Annotated in this window: 16 protein-coding genes; 8 read left to right on the top strand and 8 right to left on the bottom strand. The window is 56.5% G+C overall.

What is annotated here, in order from left to right; all coding sequences use genetic code 11:
• From JNB88_RS09765 to JNB88_RS09780, 4 genes are all read right to left on the bottom strand, one after another.
• Complete coding sequence (locus JNB88_RS09765; protein ID WP_220355285.1) at nucleotides 1-363, bottom strand: response regulator; 363 nt, start codon at nucleotides 361-363, stop codon at nucleotides 1-3.
• 17 nt (nucleotides 364-380) lie between these two features.
• Nucleotides 381-5,972 carry a trifunctional serine/threonine-protein kinase/ATP-binding protein/sensor histidine kinase gene (locus tag JNB88_RS09770; RefSeq protein ID WP_223217143.1) on the bottom strand — a complete coding sequence of 1,864 codons (5,592 nt, stop codon included), beginning with the start codon at nucleotides 5,970-5,972 and terminating at the stop codon, nucleotides 381-383.
• Nucleotides 5,973-6,055: 83 nt separating this feature from the next.
• The gene (locus JNB88_RS09775; protein ID WP_220355287.1) at nucleotides 6,056-6,685 is read right to left on the bottom strand and encodes a hypothetical protein; all 630 of its coding nucleotides are present in this window, start codon (nucleotides 6,683-6,685) and stop codon (nucleotides 6,056-6,058) included.
• A gap of 322 nt (nucleotides 6,686-7,007) precedes the next feature.
• On the bottom strand, nucleotides 7,008-7,424 hold the full coding sequence (locus JNB88_RS09780; protein WP_220355288.1) for an RrF2 family transcriptional regulator: 417 nt from the start codon (nucleotides 7,422-7,424) through the stop codon (nucleotides 7,008-7,010).
• 105 nt (nucleotides 7,425-7,529) lie between these two features.
• Here JNB88_RS09780 and JNB88_RS09785 point away from each other — a divergent pair, with 105 nt between their 5' ends.
• From JNB88_RS09785 to JNB88_RS09810, 6 genes are all read left to right on the top strand, one after another.
• Nucleotides 7,530-8,186 carry a TehB-like domain-containing protein gene (locus JNB88_RS09785; RefSeq protein ID WP_220355289.1) on the top strand — a complete coding sequence of 219 codons (657 nt, stop codon included), beginning with the start codon at nucleotides 7,530-7,532 and terminating at the stop codon, nucleotides 8,184-8,186.
• 16 nt (nucleotides 8,187-8,202) lie between these two features.
• A complete protein-coding gene (gene hmpA / locus JNB88_RS09790; protein ID WP_220355290.1) occupies nucleotides 8,203-9,417 on the top strand; it encodes an NO-inducible flavohemoprotein in 1,215 nt (404 codons plus the stop codon).
• A gap of 164 nt (nucleotides 9,418-9,581) precedes the next feature.
• On the top strand, nucleotides 9,582-10,061 hold the full coding sequence (locus JNB88_RS09795) for a carboxymuconolactone decarboxylase family protein (RefSeq protein ID WP_184400668.1): 480 nt from the start codon (nucleotides 9,582-9,584) through the stop codon (nucleotides 10,059-10,061).
• A gap of 177 nt (nucleotides 10,062-10,238) precedes the next feature.
• The gene (locus tag JNB88_RS09800; protein ID WP_220355291.1) at nucleotides 10,239-11,078 is read left to right on the top strand and encodes a tryptophan 2,3-dioxygenase; all 840 of its coding nucleotides are present in this window, start codon (nucleotides 10,239-10,241) and stop codon (nucleotides 11,076-11,078) included.
• A gap of 107 nt (nucleotides 11,079-11,185) precedes the next feature.
• Nucleotides 11,186-12,235, top strand: coding sequence for a glutathione S-transferase family protein (locus JNB88_RS09805; RefSeq protein WP_220355292.1), 1,050 nt, complete (start codon nucleotides 11,186-11,188; stop codon nucleotides 12,233-12,235).
• A 140-nt stretch (nucleotides 12,236-12,375) separates the two neighbouring features.
• The gene (locus tag JNB88_RS09810) at nucleotides 12,376-12,942 is read left to right on the top strand and encodes a YceI family protein (RefSeq protein WP_220355293.1); all 567 of its coding nucleotides are present in this window, start codon (nucleotides 12,376-12,378) and stop codon (nucleotides 12,940-12,942) included.
• A gap of 284 nt (nucleotides 12,943-13,226) precedes the next feature.
• Here JNB88_RS09810 and JNB88_RS09815 read toward each other — a convergent pair whose 3' ends face one another.
• Both JNB88_RS09815 and JNB88_RS09820 read right to left on the bottom strand, forming a co-directional pair.
• The gene (locus JNB88_RS09815) at nucleotides 13,227-13,604 is read right to left on the bottom strand and encodes a GFA family protein (protein WP_220355294.1); all 378 of its coding nucleotides are present in this window, start codon (nucleotides 13,602-13,604) and stop codon (nucleotides 13,227-13,229) included.
• A gap of 245 nt (nucleotides 13,605-13,849) precedes the next feature.
• Nucleotides 13,850-14,812, bottom strand: a complete 963-nt coding sequence (locus JNB88_RS09820) for an MBL fold metallo-hydrolase (protein WP_220355295.1) — start codon at nucleotides 14,810-14,812, stop codon at nucleotides 13,850-13,852.
• Between the two features lie 369 nt (nucleotides 14,813-15,181).
• Between JNB88_RS09820 and JNB88_RS09825 the strand changes: the two genes are divergently transcribed.
• Both JNB88_RS09825 and JNB88_RS09830 read left to right on the top strand, forming a co-directional pair.
• Nucleotides 15,182-16,099 carry an MBL fold metallo-hydrolase gene (locus tag JNB88_RS09825; RefSeq protein WP_220355296.1) on the top strand — a complete coding sequence of 306 codons (918 nt, stop codon included), beginning with the start codon at nucleotides 15,182-15,184 and terminating at the stop codon, nucleotides 16,097-16,099.
• A 389-nt stretch (nucleotides 16,100-16,488) separates the two neighbouring features.
• On the top strand, nucleotides 16,489-16,899 hold the full coding sequence (locus JNB88_RS09830; protein ID WP_220355297.1) for a cupin domain-containing protein: 411 nt from the start codon (nucleotides 16,489-16,491) through the stop codon (nucleotides 16,897-16,899).
• 216 nt (nucleotides 16,900-17,115) lie between these two features.
• Here the strand turns inward: JNB88_RS09830 and JNB88_RS09835 are convergent, their stop codons facing one another.
• Nucleotides 17,116-19,257 (bottom strand): PAS domain-containing sensor histidine kinase, encoded by a 2,142-nt coding sequence (locus JNB88_RS09835; protein WP_220355298.1) that lies wholly within the window; start codon nucleotides 19,255-19,257, stop codon nucleotides 17,116-17,118.
• Nucleotides 19,258-19,439: 182 nt separating this feature from the next.
• Nucleotides 19,440-20,660, bottom strand: coding sequence for an MFS transporter (locus JNB88_RS09840; protein WP_220355299.1), 1,221 nt, complete (start codon nucleotides 20,658-20,660; stop codon nucleotides 19,440-19,442).
• Nucleotides 20,661-20,986 lie beyond the last annotated feature (326 nt).

Genomic DNA, 20,986 nt, shown 5'->3' on the forward strand with positions numbered 1-20,986 from the left:
CTATTGGGCGATGGCAGCCTCGATTGCTGCCTTTAGTTCCTTGCCGCTGAACGGCTTGAAGAGGCATGTCCCCGCTGATCTTGCCTCCGAAATGATCGCTTCCTGTGCGTGTCCCGTCATGAATACCACGGGGATGGCAATCGAACGGCTCGTCAGCTCCGCATTGAGCTCAACCCCATTCATGCCAGGCATCGATATGTCGAGCAATAAGCAATCTGTCCGCGAGAGCGACGGAGAAGCTAAGAAGTCGAAGGCTGATTCATATGAGGTCGGTGAAAAGCCCAAAACCTCAAGGAGATCGATCATCGATTCCCGCACCGATTGATCGTCGTCGATGATCGTGATGGTCGGCCGGGAGTGCATGTCGATAACGTCTCCAGTCAGGAGCTGCGGTCTGGCAGTGATCTTTTTTCTTCAATACTGCGTCGCTTGCCAGCCCAATTGCTGGCACGTTTGAGCGTAAAAGAAAAGGTCGCGCCGCCCCCCGAATTTGTCGCCGCCCAGATTTGTCCCCCAACGCTGTCGATGATCGCTTTGCTTACCGACAGTCCAACGCCCATGCCGTTCTGCTTGGTCGTGTAGAAGGCTTCGAATAGACGTTCGTTGTCTTCATCGTCAATACCACAACCATTGTCGCTAATATCCATTCGGATTTCGTCACTGCCATAAGATCTGGAGGAGACGCTAACGACGCGCTGGCCACCGGGCTGACACTGAACGGCATCTACCGCATTGAGCAGGATGTTCAGCACAACTTGCTGCACCTGAACCCTGTCCCCGGAGGCAGCGGGCAATCCGTGTTCAAACGAGGATTTGAGCAGGATACCATGAGCCTGAAGTTCGCTACCGGCAAGCGCAAGCACCTCGCGCACCACGTCGTTTAAATCAAAAGGCTCGACAGTAGGCGTCCTGTTGCCGAACAAGCTGCGCAAACGCCTGATAGTCTCGGCCGCGCGGTTTCCATCCCTGAGGCTGCGGGCCGCCGTACGCCGCGCGCCATCGAGATCTGGAGGCTCTGAGTTAAGCATGATCTGGCAGGTTTCGGCGTTTGCTACAACGCCTAGTAAAGGCTGACTGACTTCGTGTGCGATCGACGCGGCCAGTACTCCCAGCGTGGCGGTGCGCGAGACATGCGCGAGTTCTGCACTGATGCGCGCGAGAACATCCTGCGTTCGCTGCATTTCGCTGACGTCCTGTAGGGAGCCAAGACGCCTGCGGCCACCGGCGGGGTCGTTTGCCGTTCGTGTAACGAGACGGACGTCGCGGATGCTTCCGTCGTGCAATTGTAGTTTGAATTGACGATCGATTTCCGTGCCGAGATGCCGGGCGTTTTCGACCAACTGGTGGAAATCCGACCGCTCCGCAGGATGAATGAGCTCTCCGAGCTGGAAAATGGTCAGCGGGTGATCGTGGGGAAGGCAACAGATGCGATAGATTTCCTCGGAGCATTCGAGCCTATCGAGTTCGTCGCTCCAGTAAAAACTACCTGTGCGGCTCAGGCGCTGCGCCTCACGTAACCAAGCCTCGCTGCGTTGGAGTTCCGAGTAAAGTCTTGCATTCCCAAGCCATATTCCCGCCTGCGAGGCGAGGAAGTCCAGGACCGAGGTCCGATCCTCCGAGAAGACATCGGAGACGATCTTGTTCTCGACGTAGAGAAGACCGATTAGACTCGTTGCATTGAATACGGGCACACATAGGATCGATTGTGGTTGGTTCGCGTGGAAGTATTCGTCACCGGGATCGAACATTCCGACCGCCGTGTCGTGCAAGGCGACGGGAGACTTGGTGCGCAGCACGTAGTTGAGAACCGACGACGGAAGCTCGGACCCAGCACATCGCCTCCTATTCTGTTGGACTTCGATTTCGGTTTCCCCGGTGACGGCCGTCGCTTCTATGTACAGGTCGTTTCCTGATAGGAGCATCAAAACGCCGCGCTCGGCCCCCGAATTCAGTACGACGAGTTTCATCAGCTTTTCGATAAGACTGGCGAGTATGGTCTCGCTCGACAATACGCGCGAAGCCTTGCCGACTGCATCGATATCCAGCGAGGCGACAGGCAAAGCCAGCGACGCGTGTGATTGAGGTAGGGATTCACGGTTGGTCAGGTTGATAAAACGGAAATCGAGGAGTCTCACTTTCGCAACCGCGCCCCATCGGGAGAAAGCCTCCCTCGCGCGCTTCAAGTAGGCTTCCGCCGCGATGTCCAATCCGTGGGTGACATAGAACCGGCCTGCGAGCTCGCTGGCGATGGCCTCTACTTGGAGGAATCCGTTTGCCCTGGCACCCCGGATAGCCCTCTCGTAGAGTGACTGCGCATCAACACTGTTCCCCTCCAGTTGTGCTATCTCGGCACCAAGCAGAGATTCACGGCAAGCGAAAGTCGTTTCACATCCGCTTGCCCACGCCTCTAGGCGGGCGTGACGCCGGCGAAGGTCTTCGAGATGCTGCTCGCGGCGACCGCTAGGTATGACGTCGCGAACTGCCAATGCGGCAGCGTTAAGGCCAGCGTAGAATTCGAACTCGGCTTCCTCGATCGAGGATCGCATTGCCCATTTGATCGGCTCGACGCGCGAGACGGCTTCCCGAGCGGCTGGGAAATCTTCCGTCAGATAATCTTCGATCAGGCGAAAAACCCAGTGGTAACTGATCATCATTGCGTTACGAGGTTGTGGGTTGCTATGCCCGGTCGCCCAACTGTCGACATCATCACTCCCTTCGGTGGGAAGTCCCCTTAGCTTCTTTATGAACCGCGCTTGGCTGAAGAAGTTTTCGTGCGGAATTCCAAGCTCCACGGTTCGTGCGAACGCCAGCGTTTCTTCCGTCACCTTTTGCACGTCAGGCAGCGGTTTGCCCGACATCAGTCGATGCGTGATATCGTTTCGGGCGTTGTAGGCGGCGAAGGCTAGATCGCCGGTTGACGTGCTGATCCGAAACGCCTCTTCGGTGAGGGGAGTACTATAACTCAGTGGTTTGATCCAAGGGACCGCGAAGCCCGCAAACAGTGCGTATACGCGTGCCTTGTATCTTCCACCACGGCCCCGATCGACGAGCTTTCGCGAGAGCTCCCCAAACCTGTAAGCCGTTGCGTAGTCACCGAATTGAGCGCCCAGTGCCATGTTTAACGCGGAAAAGGCGACGCTCGAGCTGTCGCATAAGCCGTGTTGCAAACTGAGTACAGTCATGCGTAGCAGAAGGAATTCCATCAGCCGTCGGTCCACTGCATAGGCCGCGGGGAAGACTTCGGTCATTACCGCCATACAAGACGCTATGTGGGGATCAGCCATTTCGGGAGCGAAAAGGAGGTTCTCGATCGGTCGTTCGATCAAAAGCCGATGAAGCTCTTCGAATTCGCAGACCACCTCCGCGTGTTCTGGTTTTGAGGGCCATTGGATGCCAGCAGTCACTAAGAATTCGACCCCGGTTTCCACCGCCTCGACATTTCGTCCTGTCGTAAAGAACAGCAGCACCATCAGGCATATCACCTCTGCCCGGTCCGCGAAGGCGCTTGTCGCTTCACTCAGCGCCGCGAGCCGCATTTCGGCGGACGATAGGTTTCCAGTGACAATATCGCATTCAGCCAAGCCCAATCGCAGTTTGAAGGTAAGCTCGTGGCTCTCCGCGCTTTCGCGATTTAGGACAGATATCCCTTTTTCGTAATAGGCCTGCGCGGACGTGTAGGCACTTGCATGTTTCGCTCGTTCGCCTGCTGCAATGAAGACCTTGGCGACGGCTACTCGCTGGTTGTCGGAGATGCAATCCAGTGCTTTGTCGAAGTGGCCGGCGATCTCGTAAACTCTTTCATCAAACTCACTGATGTCGGCGGTGGCAAGCAGGAGGCGTCCTATCCTCAGATGTTCTTTGGCACGCTCCGAACTATCTATCGAAACGTAGGCAGCCATCTGAATCTGGTCGTGAATGAAAAAGACGTTATCGGATGACATCCGCACCATGCCCGCTTCGACGGCCGGCCGCAAAGTCGGCTCCAGTTCGTTGACCTGCATTCCCAGTGCGAGTGTGGCTGTGTTGATGTCGGTCGTGCTGCCCAAGAGCGACAGAATTCCGAGTGCGGCCCTTGTTCTGTCCGGCAGCCCGTCTAGTTGAAGTCCAAGAAGTTGGGCCACGTTCTGAGTAACGCTTCGATTTGCGACTTCTCTATCGTTCCAACCCCATTCCGAACTTTCGGCTTGGAATACTAGCAAGCCATCGGTGGCTAGCTGTCGAATAAACTGGAAGGTGAAAAACGGATTTCCGTCCGTCTTCTCGTTAACGATGGCAGCCAGGGTTTCAACGCGTTCTAAAGCGCACGACAATACATTTGCCAACAGCCGCTGTTGGTCGGCGTTCGATAGTTTCTCGAGCCTGATCTCCGTGACACGGCCAGGCATTTGCCTTACATTGCGCAAGACGGTGGCGATCGTTGGATCGACTTCGTCATCACGGTATGCGACGACCAGAAGCGTGTGTTGGAGCTGATGCTCTGTTGCGAGGCCTTGGATCAGATCCAAGGTCGCCGGATCGAGCCATTGCAGGTCGTCGAAAAAAACTACGAGCGGATGCTCGGCGGTGGCAAAGACACTCAGGAAGGCTTTGAACAGGTATCTGAACCTCACTGCGGCGGTAGAAAGCTCAGCGGCCGGAATGGGCGGATGATTCCGAATTAAATGTACAAGCTCGGGGACGAGATCGATCATCAGTCCCGCATTCTCTCCCAGAGCCGTGGTAAAGTTCTCCCGCCATTCCAGGAGTTCCGACTCGTCCTTCGCCAGCAATTGTCGAACGAGCCCCCGAAATGCCTGAACAATTGTGGCGTAAGGGGTTCCCCATCTGTTTTGATCAAATTTTCCTTCTGCGAAGAGGAAGCCCCGCCCTACAAGCGTCTGCTGGATGCCCGCGACGAGGGACGACTTTCCGATACCCGCGACCCCGGTAACGATCACCACTTCGCTATCCGATCCTGCTGCTACCCGTTCTGCCGAGTTCAGGAGTAGCTGTCGGGCCACATCGCGTCCGTACAAAGCCGCTTCGTAGCCCGAGCGCCTGAGTAGATCTCCCCGCGCAACGGGAAAGCGTTCAACTTTCCCTTCGGCGGCCCATTCAGTTGCGCAGCGTCTGAGGTCGCTTTCCACCGCTTTGGCAGACTGATATCGATGATCCGGATCCTTCTCCAGCAACTTGAGCAAGATGGCGTCGAGCTGTTCGGGGAGCCCGTCAGACCTGAGGCTGGGTTTGGGGGCGCGCGTAGCCAGATGTCGATGCGCCCAGTCCAATGGGTCCGACGCGAAGAATGGCAGGGTCCCAGTAAGCAGCTCAAACAACGTCACGCCTAAGCTGTAGAGATCGCTGCGTTGATCAGGGTGGCGGTTTGTCCTGCCTGTCTCTTCAGGGGACATATATGCTGGCGTTCCGAACGATGACCGAACAGAGTTTATGGTCCGGCCTGCCCGACCGAAACCGGTCAGTGCGACCTTACCTGATGTCTCGAGAAAGCAATTCTCGGGCCGCACGTCGCCATGGATTAATCCTGTCTCGTGAACTTGGCGCAGCGCCCCGGCGATAAGGCAAGCCAGCTCCAGCTTGCGACCGAAGAAAGAACTGGACTGCCATTCGACTGTTCGGAGGACCCCGCCGAGCGGGATGCCCCCGGGGTCCTCCAGCGCCATTCCGGCCCGTTTGGCTCCTACACTGATGTCGAGCGGATGCAATATCGCTGGGCTATTGGCGAAGAGGCGGAGTAGTTCGAGCTCTTGAGTCAACTCCTCCTCCCTGCTCGAGGAGGGGTCGACATCCGCCACGACAACAAGAACGGCCCGGCCGTTCGGCGATGTCGCCCGATACCATTTGCGGCCAACGTCGGAATGCAGTTCCTCTGTCACGATGTGAGGGCCACCGATAATCGCAGCGGCTATCGATGCGGCGAAGGATGTGTCTGCTTCGACGGTTAGGTCGGACTGCGTGCTTGGCTCGGTGGACATACGCCGATTTTAGACGATCCGGCCCCTAAACGGAGGTAAACCAACGTTCTATTGCGGTTGTTACGCAAGGCCGGCACCGTCAGTTAGACGTCCGTCGACATTTTTCCGGGCCATGTGAAATAATAGTAATTGCCGTCAATCTTGTCGAAATAAGCGTTCTGTCCAGTTTTTGCATCGATGTAGGACCCATCTGGTGATTTTGAAAAGTTGCCATTGGCATCGCGTTTCAAGTGCTCATCCAGGAACTTGTTCCAGGCCTTCGGGTCGCCTTTGTCCGGCTTAGGGGCGCTCTTGTTGCCGTCGGGCTCATAGGCAGTCACCGTTTCCCCAGTTGTGGGATTTGTGACGGTAAGCGCTCCGTCTTTCATTGCCTTGAGCATGTTCTGATTGTTAACGTAACTTATCGGGTTACTAGCGCCGTCTGCAAACCGGGCCTTTAGTTTCGTCATAAAGTCGCTTGAGCTGATCGATCCGGTCGTGTTCTGTTGAGTGTTGTCTCCGACGGCAACTCCATCACCGCGATTGTGCAAAGCCTGCAGAATTACTGAGAGCGTTTTGGAGTCGAGGCGGGTCGACGTGCTGTCACTGAAGTTTAGCGAGTTGAGAAGTTTGGATGCAGGGCTGGTGTTCGCTTCCGTGGACGATTTGTTTTGCAGGACGCCAAGTGCGAGCCTTGCGGAGTAACTGCGAGCCAAAGATATCGCGGAAATCATGGGGCTACCTTTCCTATGTGCCTCTGAGAATTATGTGGACGTTCGGACACGGCGTTCGGCCGGGCGACGGAACACGCGAAGGCCTGATCAGATCCTCGATCTCAGCCTGCCGGAGATTGAAATCCCCCGTTGCGCACCTGACGGCTAGAAACGCGAGCTTGTGCCTAGCTGGAAATTACAGACGCTGAACCCGCCGTCGAAGTCGTGAGAGTGGACGGCATTTCGTATCAAAAACAGGCGGTTAGGCCACCAAGAATTCGAATTCAGCTGACCATCAATGTTGCAGCTGCAACCATATTGTTCGTACAGGTGAGCGTGGTGCTCACGCCGAAAGCAGCGAGCGGAGCAGTTCTCTACGCCGAACGAGATCGGCGACAGTGTACTTATCAAAAACTCCGATGAATGCGGCGGTAGCTTCAGACAGGATGCTGGGCATTCCGCAGCCGCTTCTGACCATGCAGGCAGGACAGTCCAATAAGTCAGTGATGCCCTCCGTATGTCGGAGTAGGGTTCCCAGATTGATGTCCGCGGCCTCGCGTGAGAGCCGCAGGCCGCCGTTGCGCCCACGAACGGAATTGATGAAGCCCGCGGCAGCTAGGTCCTGTACCACTTTCATCAGATGGTTTTGCGAGATTGAGAAGGTTGCGGCAATAGAGCGGATCGAGCATATCTCGCCATCTCTTGCTCCCAGAAATATCAAAACTCGTATCGCGTAGTCAGTGTAGCGGGTGAGGCGCATTACGGTTCCTGCGTCAAAAAGACCAACTCAAAAAACATGCATGTAGATAGCATCTTTTTCGTTGCGGATATACATGCATGTCGAATGAATGTTTAGGAGCACTCAATGGCAGGACTCGACCAGAAAAAAATCGAGCAGGTGGTTCGGCGGTTCTATGACCGTGTTCGCGTCGACGGACAGCTCGGGCCAGTTTTCTCCGTCGTTGAGGATTGGGACGAACACTTGGCCAGGCTCAGCGAGTTCTGGTCATCGGTGACGTTGATGACTGGCCAGTACAAGGGAAATCCGCTGGCAATGCACCTCATTCATATGAACCGCTTCAAGCCCGAAATGTTTGAACGCTGGCTCACGCTGTGGAAGGCGACGACAAGCGAGATGCTTACCTCCGAAGAAGCGTCGTTACTGCAGGCCAAGGCTGCCAGAATTGCCACCCGATTTCGGATGGCGATGTTCGGTACACGTGAGACAGCCCCTCAAGCCTCGGACCTGCGCCCATACAAAACGTCGTGCGAGTTTACCCATCAGAACCTGCCGCCTGTTCTTCTTCGTGGACACCGCCTTGACCAGAAAACATGGGCAGTCGTCCGTGTTAGCACGGGTGACATCCGCTACTTCGAAGGCGAGTCGTCAAACGGTCGCTTGATCGGGGCCGGAACGGCGGTGGTGGTAAGACCTGACACGCCGCACCGTCTGGAAATAGCAGGCCCAGTCGCCCTCACGTTCGAATTCTACGACCGAAACCCGGCCACTCTGGTTCATTGAAAAGAAAGGAATATCCATGCCAAAGCCGTTGTCACCACGAACGATCGAACTCGTCAAACTCAGTGTTCCCGCCCTTGCGGCACACGGAGCCGAAATCACCCGTCGGATGTATTCGATCCTGTTCCAGGACGAACACATCCGTGAACTCTTCAATCATGCAAACCAGGGAGAAGGAGGATCTCAAGTCAAGGCGCTGGCCGGAGCAATATTGGCCTACGCGCAGAACATCGAAAATCTTGAAGCCCTCGTCCCGGTGGTCGAGCGGATAGCACACAAACATATCGGATATCACATATTACCCGAGCATTATCCGTTCGTTGCCAAGGCACTGCTCTCGGCTATTGCAGACGTATTGGGGGAAGCCGCCACGCCAGAGCTCCTCGAGGCCTGGGGCGAGGCGTACTGGTTTCTGGCGGACATTCTAAAGGAACGGGAGCTCGAAATCCGAAACCAACTCGAGGCGCAAACCGGAGGATGGAGCGGTTGGCGTAGGTTCCGGATCGAGGCTAAGGTGAAGGAAAGCAGTGTAGTCACCTCGTTCACTCTGCGACCGGTGGACGGAGGTCCGATCTTGCGCCAGAAGCCAGGCCAATATCTGACAGTTCGATTTGCGATTGCGCCGGGAGAGACCGTTAAGCGCAATTACTCGATATCGAGCGCTCCGAATAATGAATCGTATCGGATCTCAGTGAAGCGCGAAATGAACGGGCAGGGAGGGTCGAAGTATTTGCACGACGCTATGGATGTTGGTTCCATTCTCGAAGTCACCCCGCCCGCCGGAGACTTCTACTTGCCGGACGAACCGTCGAAACCCATTGTACTTCTCTCGGGTGGTGTGGGGTTGACGCCTATGGTGAGTATCCTCGGGGCGATCTCCTCTGAATATCCCGAACTGGAGACGCATTTCGTGCACGGTGCGCTAAACAGTCAGACACACGCAATGGACCGTCATGTCCGCAAGCTGGCGACCGATCACGGCCGTGCGACCGTGCATACGTTTTACAGCGAGCCGACCGCGGACGACGCCGTCGGATTGTCCCATGACCACGACGGGTTCATCACCGTTCCATGGCTCAAGGAGAATACACCGTTCGATACAGCGGACTTCTATATCTGCGGTCCCAAGGGCTTTTTGTCGTCCATGGTCACCGGCCTTCTGAAAGAGGGCATCCCTCCCGGCAGAATTCACTATGAATTCTTCGGACCGACGACCGAACTCCTCGCGGCATGAAAGTCTGTGTTCCCGGCGGCGCGACACCCGCCGGGAACACATCATGTGCGTAACATAAACGCGTGTATAGCTATCCTGACGGAGCATCGTACCCCACGGTTCATCCGGCCCGCGGACTTGAAAGTGGTGCGGGTGCTCAATGAACTTTTAAGTGGAAGAAGACGATGACACAGCGGATCAACTACGCACAGCTCTCGCCCGAGCTCTTCAAGAGCCTCATGGGCTTCAGCATGGAAGTGAAGAAGGGCTCCATCGAGCAATCCATCCTCGATCTGGTCGACATCCGTGCCTCACAGATCAACGGATGCGCATTCTGCCTGGACATGCATTCGAAGGAAGCCAAGATCCACGGCGAACGCGAATTGCGACTCTATCACCTTGCGGCATGGCGCGAGTCCACCTTGTTCAGCCCCCGCGAACGTGCCGCACTGGCATGGACCGAAGCGCTGACGAAGCTGCCCGAAGGCGGCGTTTCTGACGAAATCTACGAAAGGGTTCGCGGCCAGCTCTCGGAAAAGGAAATCTCCGACCTGACGTTCCAGATTATGGTCATCAACAGCTGGAACCGCGCGAGCGTCGCGTTCCGTGCAGTTCCAGGCTCCGCCGACAAGGCATTTGGCCTCGACAAGGCTGGCCTCGCGTAATCACCCATGGCATGCGGCCGCCCAAGTCGGCCGCATGCCACTTGGCCGACATCGTCCAGCTTTTTGAACGCTGAGTCGAAGAACGGCTGCCTGTCCGACCCCAAGAATTGGTCATACGCTGCCCTGTACCGGATGCGAACAGCCGGTGGCGACAAGCCAAAACAAGAGGACGGAACAATGAATGATACCGGGACTAGCCAGCCGATCCGTAGTGACGGCCATACGCCTTACAGCAGATACGTCCAGACTGAAGTCCTCCATACGCTGCAGGACTTTGTTAGCGACAGTCCTGCCGAGCCTGCGTTTCTCGCTAACGTGCAGATTAGCGAGATCTACTGGGCGCTCATCACCCGAGAACTAATAACCGCGCAGGCCGAGTTACGTCGTGATCAGATCGCGGCGACGAACCGGATTCTACGGCGCATCGTCAGCCACATGGAGGCGTTCAATGCCAACTGGCGTTCGCTTTCCTGGCTCACGCCGGCAGAGCTGATGCCCATCCTAAAAGGCCTGAGCGCCAAGCACGGCAAGGACACTGCCCTGCAGGGCTGGACGTTCCGTGAGATGACCTTCCTTCTTGGAGTGAAAGACCGTCCGTCGCTTGAGCACTTCGAGCCGCAACCGCAGAGACATCGACAGCTAACAGAGCGGTTAAACTCGCCGAGTATATACGACGACATTCTGGCCGCGCTGGCGCGCGACGGGAAACCTGTGCCCCAAGCCTGTCTGAAACCGGCCTACGCCGAGGCTTACAAACCTAGCAAAGAGGTCGAAGCTATATGGGCAGAGATCTATCGAAATGACGATCCTGCAGACCATTGGCGGGCTTTGGCCGAACTGCTTGCCGACATTGCGGTGGAATTCACCAACTGGAAATATCTACACCTCATGGCAACGCGCCGGACATTTGGCTCCCGGCCCGCGTATCACGGCGTCGATGCGATCCAGTGGCTCCTCCCCACTATGGAAGAGATTCCGTTTCCCGAAGTCTGGACCGCTCGCGGGCTGGTGGCCTAACGAAACGCCAGCCTCGCAGCTGGCGTCCTTCATCGAAACGCCAACAACAGTGTCGAGGTCTGCCGCCGATTTCGGGCAGCTCGTGGTGCGACACTAGGGGATACGACATGCAGGAAATTCAATTGAAGTCGATGGTCGCGAAGGCGAGAGAATGTATAGCTGACAGCGAGCGTGCCGGCGTGGAGCGGAGTTCCGAGGGCCTTGAAAAGGGACGCTTTGTGCTTTTCCATGCAGCGATGTCGTTTTGTTCACAGAAGGTGCGAGCGACCCTATCGCAGCGAGGCGTAGCTTACGAGTCTAACGAGATGCTCATACTCGCGAGCCGTAACCAAGAAGGTAAACTGATTGCAGCAGAAAATTACGGTCCTGACTATGTCCGACTAAGACGCCTCGGCCAGGCTGCCGGTTCTGGAGTGCTTGCGGACGCTTACTCCGGAGTGTCGTCAGTATCGAGTTGCGGCTTGGATGCATGCGCTGTGCCGACCTTGGTCGACCTCAAGACCGGAGAGGTGATCGTAGACTCTTTACGCATTTGCATTCATATCGATGCGGCCATTCCGGGGGCGGGTTCGCTAATGCCGAAGGTGCAGGAAGACAGACAGAAGGTGCTTCGCCAATTGGAGGCAGTCGATCTCACGCCGCATCCTGGGCTCCTGTATGGCTTCCATCCGGACAGTGACCGGCGTCCAGCACTAATCAAGGACGGTATGAGGACCGTCTACGACGAAAAGATCGAAGCGCTTAACGCACTCATTTCCAGCAATTCGGACGACCCGGCGCTCATTCAGGCTTACCGAGCCAAAATATCGAAGGAGAGTGGCGGCAAGACGCTGCAGTTCGACGCGGCCTTCCAGAAAATCCTCCGGACTTCCACGCGTGACCGGCTTGTAGAGCTTAACCACGACCTTGAGCGGAGCACAACAGATTGGTTGTGCTCCGATAGCCTCAGTCTCGCTGATATCTTCTGGGCTGTCAGTTTGGTAAGGCTCCGTTATCTGGGCCTGGCTGTGCTTTGGGAGGATTTGCCTCTCGTCGAGGCCTACTTCCGAATGGTCACATCCTTGCAGTCCGTTCGCGAAGAAGTCGTGTCTGCGACAATTGCTTCGATGCCACCCTCGGCATACTTGGCTACCGATGTTTTGGAGCGAGCTTTTTGATCGTCGGGTCTGGAGGACGCGATGGCGTCAACGTAAACCATTGTTTGGCTCACGCGATCAGCGAATTGCTGGTTAAATTTCGAGATCGCTTGGTAATTGGTCGCCCAGTCCAAGCATCTTGATCTCGAAAGGACAAGCCCTTGACCGATAACGCGACGCAGACTCTGTCCATCGACACCAACCCTCACAAGATTGTCGCGGGCCGCTATCTGGTCGATCCGATCCACACCCGGGTGCTCTTCAAAGTGCGGCATTTTGGTGTAAGCAATTACTGGGGAGAGTTTCTGAGCCCGGTAGGCTGGCTCGAAATAGACCCCGACTACCCAGAAAACACCTCGCTCGAGGTCAGTGTGCCAACCGCGCAAATCAAAACCAACAGCATACACCTCGACGAGGAGCTAAGGAGTGGCGAGTGGTTCGACGCGGACAGCTTTCCTAGCATCACGTTGACCGGGCGCGGACTCAAGATGCTTAGCGACGCTCGCGCCGTATTCGAGGGCTATTTCACGTTGCATGGTGTTGCCAGACAGGTAGCCTTTGGAGTTGATTTCATCGGAGGGGGACGAAACCCGTTTAAGGGTGGACCGACAATTGGATTCGAAGCCACGGCGGTAATCAGTCGAACGGAGTTCGGTGTCAGTGCCAAATATCCGATCGTTGGGGACAGGGTTGAGATCATTGTTAGCGCGGCCTTCGACTTTGCTTGAACCCGAAAACGGTCGCGTTTGCTTCCACGGGCGCTGAATGCTCGGCTGTAGAGCCGAGCGACTGCGCATCGGACAAATCTAGTTAAAGTGCGCGCGAAGGCGTCTCGCCGGTAGTTTGCGACGGCGCTACAGGCAAGGTCGCGATTCCGCTCCAAGGGCGCGTCGATCTTCGAGTCCATATCGCATGGTAGGTAGATGCCTTGGGAGGGATGGACGTCTCAGAGTGCGAGATCGCGTTCGCGCCGAGCGGTCAAAAAGCTCGGTACCATCATGGTTTGGGGCAGCTAGTCAGCCTGCAGAGTGACCCACGGGTATCGCAGGTGGCCATACACGACCTTCTCAGGCTGAAGGTCAGAAGGATCTTCGAAGCAACCTAAACCAATGGCCGTCAGGCCGGGGTAGGCGTTTGGCATCCAATAGACGGTCGTGCCGCAGGATGGGCAGAATTTGAATGTTACATTGTGCCCACTATCGCCAGCCCGTGTATATGCTCGTCCTTCGCCGAAGCATTGCACATTCTCTGAGTTAAACAGGACAGCCACACCGAAGGCGGAGCCAGTGCGACGCTGGCAAGATTGGCAATGGCAGAGGACGACCATGGCTGGCGATCCATTCGTAGTTGCCGTCAGTTCACCACAGCAGCACGCCGCCAATCTTCTCATCTCACGTCAACCTCGTAGGCCCGGGGAGGGGTCGTGTTTTCCACTTTTGGCCGGCTAGTTGAACCTAAACGCAGGTGTATGCAGCTGGCCCGAACGGAGAATGGATGTCCGGCTATTGCCGGACATCCGCGCTTGCATTGAATTTAGGACAGCTACTGCTGCCGCAAATGCCACCGCATTTTCCTCGTTTCGCAGGTGTCATCGCTGCGGCGACCGGCATTGTTTCCGCGGAAACGCCGTTATCCTTAGTAGTCCCAGAATACCGGGACCCAACGGAAAACCTCACCGGCGACGGCAACACGGCCGAGGGACGGGAAGGGCAGGTGGGTTGCGACGAGGAGCTCGCCAGTTCCTGCGAGTTTGCGGAGGAGATCAATGCGGACACGTGCGGCCTCCTCAGGGTCGTGTTCAAAACCATTGTGCCAATTGGGCTGGTCAAAGCCGACCGCAAAGATCGCGTCGCCGGCGAAGGTTAGGGCCTCGTCCCCCGATGCAACACGGATGATTGAGTGACCCGGGGTGTGACCACCGGTTCGGTGGGCAACGACTCCCGGCGCGACTTCGACTTGGTCATCAAACGGCACCAGATTTGCTCTATACTGCGCCAAAAAGCTCTTGGCGGTCGCCTTGAGCGCGTCCGGGAACCCTTCTGGCATCTTCGTCTTGGTGAAGTCCGGCGACTCCCAAAACGCTACCTCGGCGGCTGCGACATGGATGCGAAGATTTGGATGCAAACGCTCCTTGATGCCTTCGACTAGCAGGCCACCAACGTGGTCCATATGCATGTGGGTCAGAACGATATCGGTGACGGAAGCGAGTTCGATGTCTGCGTGCTGAAGGCGCTGGAGCAACTGTCCCGCGCGCGGCAGGTTGAGGTCGGGATCAAGGCCCAATCCCGCATCCAGAAGGACGGTTTGCGAACCACTACGAACGACCACTGCGTTCAATGGCCAGTCGAACGCATCCGGCGGAAGAAACTGGTCGACCATCCAGTTGGCGCGAACAGTAGGGTCGGCATTATGCCCCATCATCACCGTCGGCAGTGGCAAGACGCCGTCGCTGACAACCATCACGTCGATGTCGCCGATCTTGACCGCGTATCGCGAGGGAACCAGTTCCTCAGCACCCTTCTTGCCGGTATGGAACGCACTTTCGGGCGGAACCTGCAGCTGTCGGACGGGTGACGGGTGATTTGACGGTTGCGACATTTCGCACTCCTTTGTTTTGGAATAATGGTCACCGTCAACGAGCACTTGATTTCGAACCAACTGCATCGTGCGTTTGTATCGCAAGGCCCGTTGCGTGACACCTCGAGAAGCTAGCTTTGTGGGTCGCGGTTGGTAACCAAACTTTAGTTTGGGAGGACCGTGCCGTGCAGCGTCTGTGTGCGCGGTTCCAAGTGAGTCCCGTTGCAGACCCCGACGCCGGACCGGGGATACCAGCTATACCCAAACCTGTGTTTAGCTTCGGTCATATCTGTCAGTCGAATAGAAAGACGCGGCCGCTTTTGGATTTTCCCCGTGTGGGTACATGCCCCGATTGCGGCATCTGGCTAGGAAATATCAAAGGAGATCAATATGGAAACCGAAGTCTCAACCCGTCCCCGTACGCAATTGGATGAGCTGGTTCCGTCTCGTTATGCGGTCAAGGTCGGTGACATCGAAGTTATAGTTATCAGTGATGGCGTGCTTGCCCCACCGGCAGAGTCAATGGCGACAAACGCTGACACCAAGAGCCTTAACGCCTGGCTTGATGATAGGCTTCTCGCGCACGATACGTTTGGCTGGGCGCTCAACGCAGTCGTTGTCAAAACACCAAAGCAGACGATCCTGATCGACAGCGGTCTCGGGGAAGAATACCCGGATTTTCCGCGCGCAGGACACATGATCCAGCGAATGGAGGCAGCGGGTGTCGAATTAGGCTCGGTAACCGACGTTGTCCTAACCCACATGCATTTCGACCATGTTGGGGGCCTGCTAGCTCACGGGGTAAAGCAGCAGCTCCGTCCGGACCTGCGGGTGCATCTTTCCGCCCTTGAAGCGAAATTCTGGGAGCAGGAGCAGCCCGATTTCTCCAAGACCGCGATGCCACCAGCTCTCGCAGATCTAGCTCGCAAAGCGTCGAAGGAGTTCCTGAAGGAGTATTCGGGCTATTTGCGACTCTTTGAGCAGGAAGCTGAAGTCGCGGATGGTGTCACCGTGAGCGTGACGGGCGGTCACACTCCCGGTCATAGCGTCGTTCGGGTGAAATCCGGGAACGATAGATTGATGTTCGGAGGCGATGCAATCTTTCCCGTCTCGTTTGACCATCCAGAATGGCATAATGGATTCGAGCATGATCCGGAGGAAGCAACGCGGGTCAGGTTACGGCTTATGGCGGAATTGGCAGCGTCGGGCTCGTGGCTTGTCTCGACTCATATGCCGTTTCCATCAGTGGGCCGGGTGGTCGCTGCGGGAGACTTGTATCGTTGGGTTCCGGTCCAATGGGACTATTAAATCGAGCATCGCGCCTCGATGTTGCGATGACCGTGCAAATATCCTCTTCGTAGAGGTGTGAACTCAGACTTGACGGGTAACAAGTTGGGGCCACGGCCGCCTGCTCCCGTCAAGCTATGCGTATGATGGCATCAGTTCCCGCGTCCAAGCAGGTGGTCTGCGGCGAGGTCCCGGTTCGCCGGCTCCCTTTGTCTCCAGCCGATAGCAAAACTCCTTTTTGCGTTTCACCAATGTCGAGTCTTTGGCAGATCGAATTGCGCTGGGACGGCGCGAGGCCGCTATCAACAGGGGACGGGACTAACCATCGTATAGCTCAGATATCGACAGTGGATTGCATAGCGTAAGCCAGCCGCTCGTTCGTCAAGGCGGCGCTAAACAGGAGATACAAAATGCTTCGCATCCTTACCACCGCCGCCATCGCGATGTCCTTGGCTATGCCCGCGATCGCGGCAGACAAGCCGCATCGCGCAAAGATAACTGTTGTTTTCGATCATGTTCTTCCAAACGTACCGGGCAAGAGCTTACGAGGTGTCTTGGTCGAATACGGCCCAGGCGGATCCAATCCGTCACACACACACGCCAAGAGCGCCTTTATCTACGCCACCGTCCTCGAAGGGAGCATTAAGAGCGCCGTGAACGATGACGAACCAAAAGTATACAAAAAGGGTGAGCATTGGATAGAATCGCCGGGCGATCATCACAAGATTAGCGCCAACGCTAGCGAGACCGAACCCGCAAAACTGCTCGCCGTGTTTGTCGTTGATACGAAGGAAACGGAGCTGACGACCCCGGACAAATAGTTGCTAAGGTAGAGCAGTGCCGTCATCGCTGCTCTACCAAACTGGGCATGAGTGTATGAGAATCTGGAACACCTTTCCTCGGTTCGATCAGCTCAACAGACGGGGACCGTCGTCGATCGAGAAATAGCTAAGCAATTCTTCGTCTGAACGGACCGGCGTCGGTGCGAGGACGTATGATCTTGCCGCTGTGGAGGAAATGGTTTGGTCGCGTGGGCGCTACTGAATAAAAGACAGGCCCGGCTGTTCGGCGATCGGCAAAGTAAACACGAAGACCGCGCCATGTGGCACGTTGCTCTCGACCCACAATCGGCCCCCATGTGAGGTTATGATTGACCTGCATATCGCGAGCCCCATCCCCATGCCATGCCCCTTAGTCGTATAGAAGGGCTCGAATATTTTCGATGGGGTCTCTACGCCTGGACCCGAGTCGCTGATGGCTATTTGAATTGCATCATCAACACGGTGTATCCGAATGCCAAGGCTTCTAGTATCGGAGTTCGGGCCGATTGCCTCTATGCCGTTCCTCATAAGGTTGATAATCGCCTGTTGTATCTGAATCCTGTCGAGCTGGAGAGCGGGCAGGTCACGATCAATTTCGATCTCCAGCGTCACGCCATGGCGCAGGAGTTCTTCGGCTAGCAGGTCGCGGGCTTCCCCAACAATGCGGCTGATACTACTCGGCTCGCGCGCATCGCCCGAGTGAGCAAACAGGGCGCGGATACGGCTGATAATATCGGTCGCCGCGTTCCCGCTTCGGATGATACGTTGCAGTGCCTGCCGGGCTCGATCCAGGTTTGGCGGATCAAGCGCAAGCCATTCCTTGCAGGCTTCGGAGCTTGACAGCAACGCGGCCAGAGGCTGAGCAACTTCATGTGCGATTGATGCGGACAACTCCGCTAGATTTGCGGCTTGGGTCGCTTTGGCTAGATCCTCGTGCGCGAGACGCAGTTCCTCCTGTGCAATGACCTGATCGTGGATGTCTAGCGAAACAGCGTACCACTCCACGATGGTTCCGCTCGCGTCTCGTATCGGCTCCGCACGACTGTCCATCCACCGAAAATTTCGGTCCGCGCCACGGACCCGATAGCGTATTGCGATTCGATCGCCGAGTTCCGCGCCTTGACGAAGAGCCGACGTCAGCCTCACAGCGTCATCGGGATGTATGGCGCTTCGCATGGCCGCGAGGGTCGCCTCGGAGTGCTCAATGTACTGGTCATCCAGCGCAAAATAGTCCAGCGTAGCTTTGCTGAGGAATGTCGGCTTCCCCTCGTGACTTAAACGCATGATATGCACTGGGACCATATTCACGAGCTGTGACAGTTCTTGTTCACGCACGCGCAAGGCGGCTTCGGTTTGTTTGTAGACGGTGATGTCAATCGACATTCCGTACCACCCAGTAATATGACCGTCGCGATCCCGGGTTGGCCTCATGGCGACCCGGTGCCAGCCGTATTCGCCGGTGGAAACGCGCCTCAGCCGATACTCATTATTCCAATGATCTCCTACCCGTAGACTATGGCGAAGAGAGGCAGCCACTCGTTCGTACTCGTCGGGGTGGAATATGTGCTTCCAGCCCAGATCTCCGCCGTCGAGAAAATCCAGATCAGTAAGCTGTTTGTTCATTTCCTCAAGCGTTTGGCCAATCGTCGTCTGGGCGTTGGGTGTCGCATAGGTAAAGCGGCCAGTCGTGTCCATCGCCCATCCCGTTCCGAATATCGTCTCGAGTATGAGTGCGGTTCGTGTGGCTTCAGCCGTTTCGCCGATCGCGTTGGTTGTGGACCAAGGCAGATGTTGGGCCGAGATTTTTGCAGGGGTGTCATCGGCGATCGAGTAACCTGGCTCGGCCCTGAGTTCGGTCCAGCTGTAACTGCCATCGGGTTGAAGCTGCCTGTAGCGTACAATCTGTGGGAATCCGCTCCAGAAAGCACGTGACGATGCGTGGCTTGCGATGTCTCTGTCATCGGGATGGACGGTGCTGAGGAATTGTGCGTCTAGCAGGGATGGATGCTGGCTGACGGCGTCCCGCGATGCACCGCCAATTTGCGACGGAGACTGTGACGGACGGTTGAACCTGGTAATAAGGACGCATCCCAGGGCTACAGCAGAAAACGTCGCCCACGATACCGCCAAGGTGCCTATCCCGCCATGATTGACAGAAGCGACAACCACCGCGCCCGCTAACATCAAGGCCAGCACCCAGCACGCAAAGAACAGGACTTTTCGATCAAAGAAGTGTGCCAACGCAACGATTGGCAACAACAGCCCCATCGGGCTCGAGCTAAGCCAATACAGGAAGCTGCCGGCTATGAAAGAGGCGACCAAGATGGCCAGGCGTGGGAAGGCAAGTCTCTGTGTCATCGCCGCGTCATCCGTCACGATCTCCGCGATCTTGTCCACAACAAGAATTGGCGGTCGGGTGCTGCTTTATGTCGCCCCGCGGGAAACCCGGTCGTTCACGGCCTGCAGAGTTCACGATCTACTATCGAAATTCTATACATTGACCATTAGGGGGCGGTGGGGCGAATGTCCATCGCTGACTGTCATTTCGCAATGGCGCGTGCGTCGCGGGATATGAAAGTGAGAAGAAAGATGCCCACGACTAGGGCCAGCGAACCCCAAATAGGGGCGTCGTGGTTAGCCTGATAAAGCGTGGTACCAAGCACCGGGCCGATCGCGGAGCCTAGCCCGCGCGCCGCCATGTTGATTCCTCCGATTTTTCCCTGCGCTCCCCGTCCGCCGAGGAGACTTATCGCCCCTAAGACTGCCGGTGCCAAGAATCCTACAGCGAAGCCAATAACGGCCATCGAAAAGCACATCGCCAATATGTCGTGGGCAAACAGAAGCATTGCCAACCCGATGAAAATGCCTCCACTGCCAGCGCGCAGCATCACGCGAGGGCGCTTCAAATTGCACACCGCAATCAAAACTTGTGCGAAACAAACGGCTAAAACACCGGCAGTGAGCACAAGCCCGGTTTGGGCGGCGGCGGTGCCTCCGTCCATCCCAAATCGATCCATAAGTCGGAGTGCAAAAATCGGCGGAACGGTTGTATAGCACGTGAAGCCAACAAGGGTTATCGCCAGATAGGGCCAGATATTGGGGAGAGGCAGTGTCGTTTCCTCGCGTGGTAGCGCGGCGCGAGGGAGGGCGTCTGGTAGGTACGCCAGTACCATCAGGAACGCAATTATGCCGAGCGCCGAGATTATGACAAAGCCGGAGGCCACCCCCAGCATGCCCGTGAGCCATAGTAAAAAGGAACCGCTTAGGGTCCCAAAGCTGATGGCGGCGCTCAAGCCGCCCATAGCGCGAACCCGTTGCGAAGGCTGAGTGAAATCCGCCATGTAACCTTGTGCCACTGGGATCAGAGCTGCACCGAAGACCGCTTGGATCAGGCGAGCAACGCTAAGCACAATCCCCGACAGGGCTGCCGACAGCACCACGGGCTGTCCCGTAACGACCGCCATTACCGCTGGCCCTAACGCAACCATCGGGACGGCCCAAAGAATCAGCTTCCGACGGCTCCATATTTCGGAGGCGTAGCCCCACCCCGGTGCGGCGATGACGCCGATCAGAGCCCCGAGGCCAAGAATCAACCCAACCTCGACTTCAGTCAATCCTAGCTGCCGCCCTGCAACTGCTAGTCCCCCGGTCATAAAGCCGTTAGCGGAAGTGTATATGACGACGCCAGATAAGGCGGCCGCTATTTCTATTTTGGGTCGAGCCTGCGTGGGCTCTGGGGTCGGATATTCGATTGTGGCCATCACTTCGTAATCTAAAATTCAATCTGCCTTTTATACGACAGATCGCCGTCCGGCCAACATGCCAGCACGGTCGGATATTTGCGGCCTTATGGAGCAGGTGCCAATTTGCGAAGGCTCCGGGGAGAGGTGCTTGTTCCCAAACGGTGGAAAGTGTTCGACGGGGTAATTCTGTCTCCACGCAGGGCGAAGTGAGCTCGCATCGATTGCTGGAGCCGCCACGGCGAAGAGCCGTGGCGACGCTCGATATTCTCCTGTGCACGAGGTTGAAGCCGACCTCGTGCAGTATTTCGTGGAGACGTTGGGACAGGCACAATCGACCGGTGTCT

The sequence above is a fragment of the Rhizobium cauense genome (genome assembly GCF_019511525.1).
Lineage (GTDB): Bacteria > Pseudomonadota > Alphaproteobacteria > Rhizobiales > Rhizobiaceae > Rhizobium > Rhizobium cauense.

Bases quoted from the DNA above. Each gene is read 5' to 3' on its own strand.
- JNB88_RS09825 (WP_220355296.1), top strand. From the start codon at position 15,182: ATGGAAACCGAAGTCTCAACCCGTCCCCGTACGCAATTGGATGAGCTG.
- JNB88_RS09815 (WP_220355294.1), bottom strand. From the start codon at position 13,604: ATGAGAAGATTGGCGGCGTGCTGCTGTGGTGAACTGACGGCAACTACG.
- JNB88_RS09765 (WP_220355285.1), bottom strand. From the start codon at position 363: ATGCACTCCCGGCCGACCATCACGATCATCGACGACGATCAATCGGTG.
- JNB88_RS09800 (WP_220355291.1), top strand. From the start codon at position 10,239: ATGAATGATACCGGGACTAGCCAGCCGATCCGTAGTGACGGCCATACG.
- JNB88_RS09840 (WP_220355299.1), bottom strand. From the start codon at position 20,660: ATGGCCACAATCGAATATCCGACCCCAGAGCCCACGCAGGCTCGACCC.
- JNB88_RS09775 (WP_220355287.1), bottom strand. From the start codon at position 6,685: ATGATTTCCGCGATATCTTTGGCTCGCAGTTACTCCGCAAGGCTCGCA.
- JNB88_RS09770 (WP_223217143.1), bottom strand. From the start codon at position 5,972: ATGTCCACCGAGCCAAGCACGCAGTCCGACCTAACCGTCGAAGCAGAC.
- JNB88_RS09805 (WP_220355292.1), top strand. From the start codon at position 11,186: ATGCAGGAAATTCAATTGAAGTCGATGGTCGCGAAGGCGAGAGAATGT.
- JNB88_RS09785 (WP_220355289.1), top strand. From the start codon at position 7,530: ATGGCAGGACTCGACCAGAAAAAAATCGAGCAGGTGGTTCGGCGGTTC.
- JNB88_RS09835 (WP_220355298.1), bottom strand. From the start codon at position 19,257: ATGACACAGAGACTTGCCTTCCCACGCCTGGCCATCTTGGTCGCCTCT.
- hmpA (WP_220355290.1), top strand. From the start codon at position 8,203: ATGCCAAAGCCGTTGTCACCACGAACGATCGAACTCGTCAAACTCAGT.
- JNB88_RS09820 (WP_220355295.1), bottom strand. From the start codon at position 14,812: ATGTCGCAACCGTCAAATCACCCGTCACCCGTCCGACAGCTGCAGGTT.
- JNB88_RS09830 (WP_220355297.1), top strand. From the start codon at position 16,489: ATGCTTCGCATCCTTACCACCGCCGCCATCGCGATGTCCTTGGCTATG.
- JNB88_RS09780 (WP_220355288.1), bottom strand. From the start codon at position 7,424: ATGCGCCTCACCCGCTACACTGACTACGCGATACGAGTTTTGATATTT.
- JNB88_RS09795 (WP_184400668.1), top strand. From the start codon at position 9,582: ATGACACAGCGGATCAACTACGCACAGCTCTCGCCCGAGCTCTTCAAG.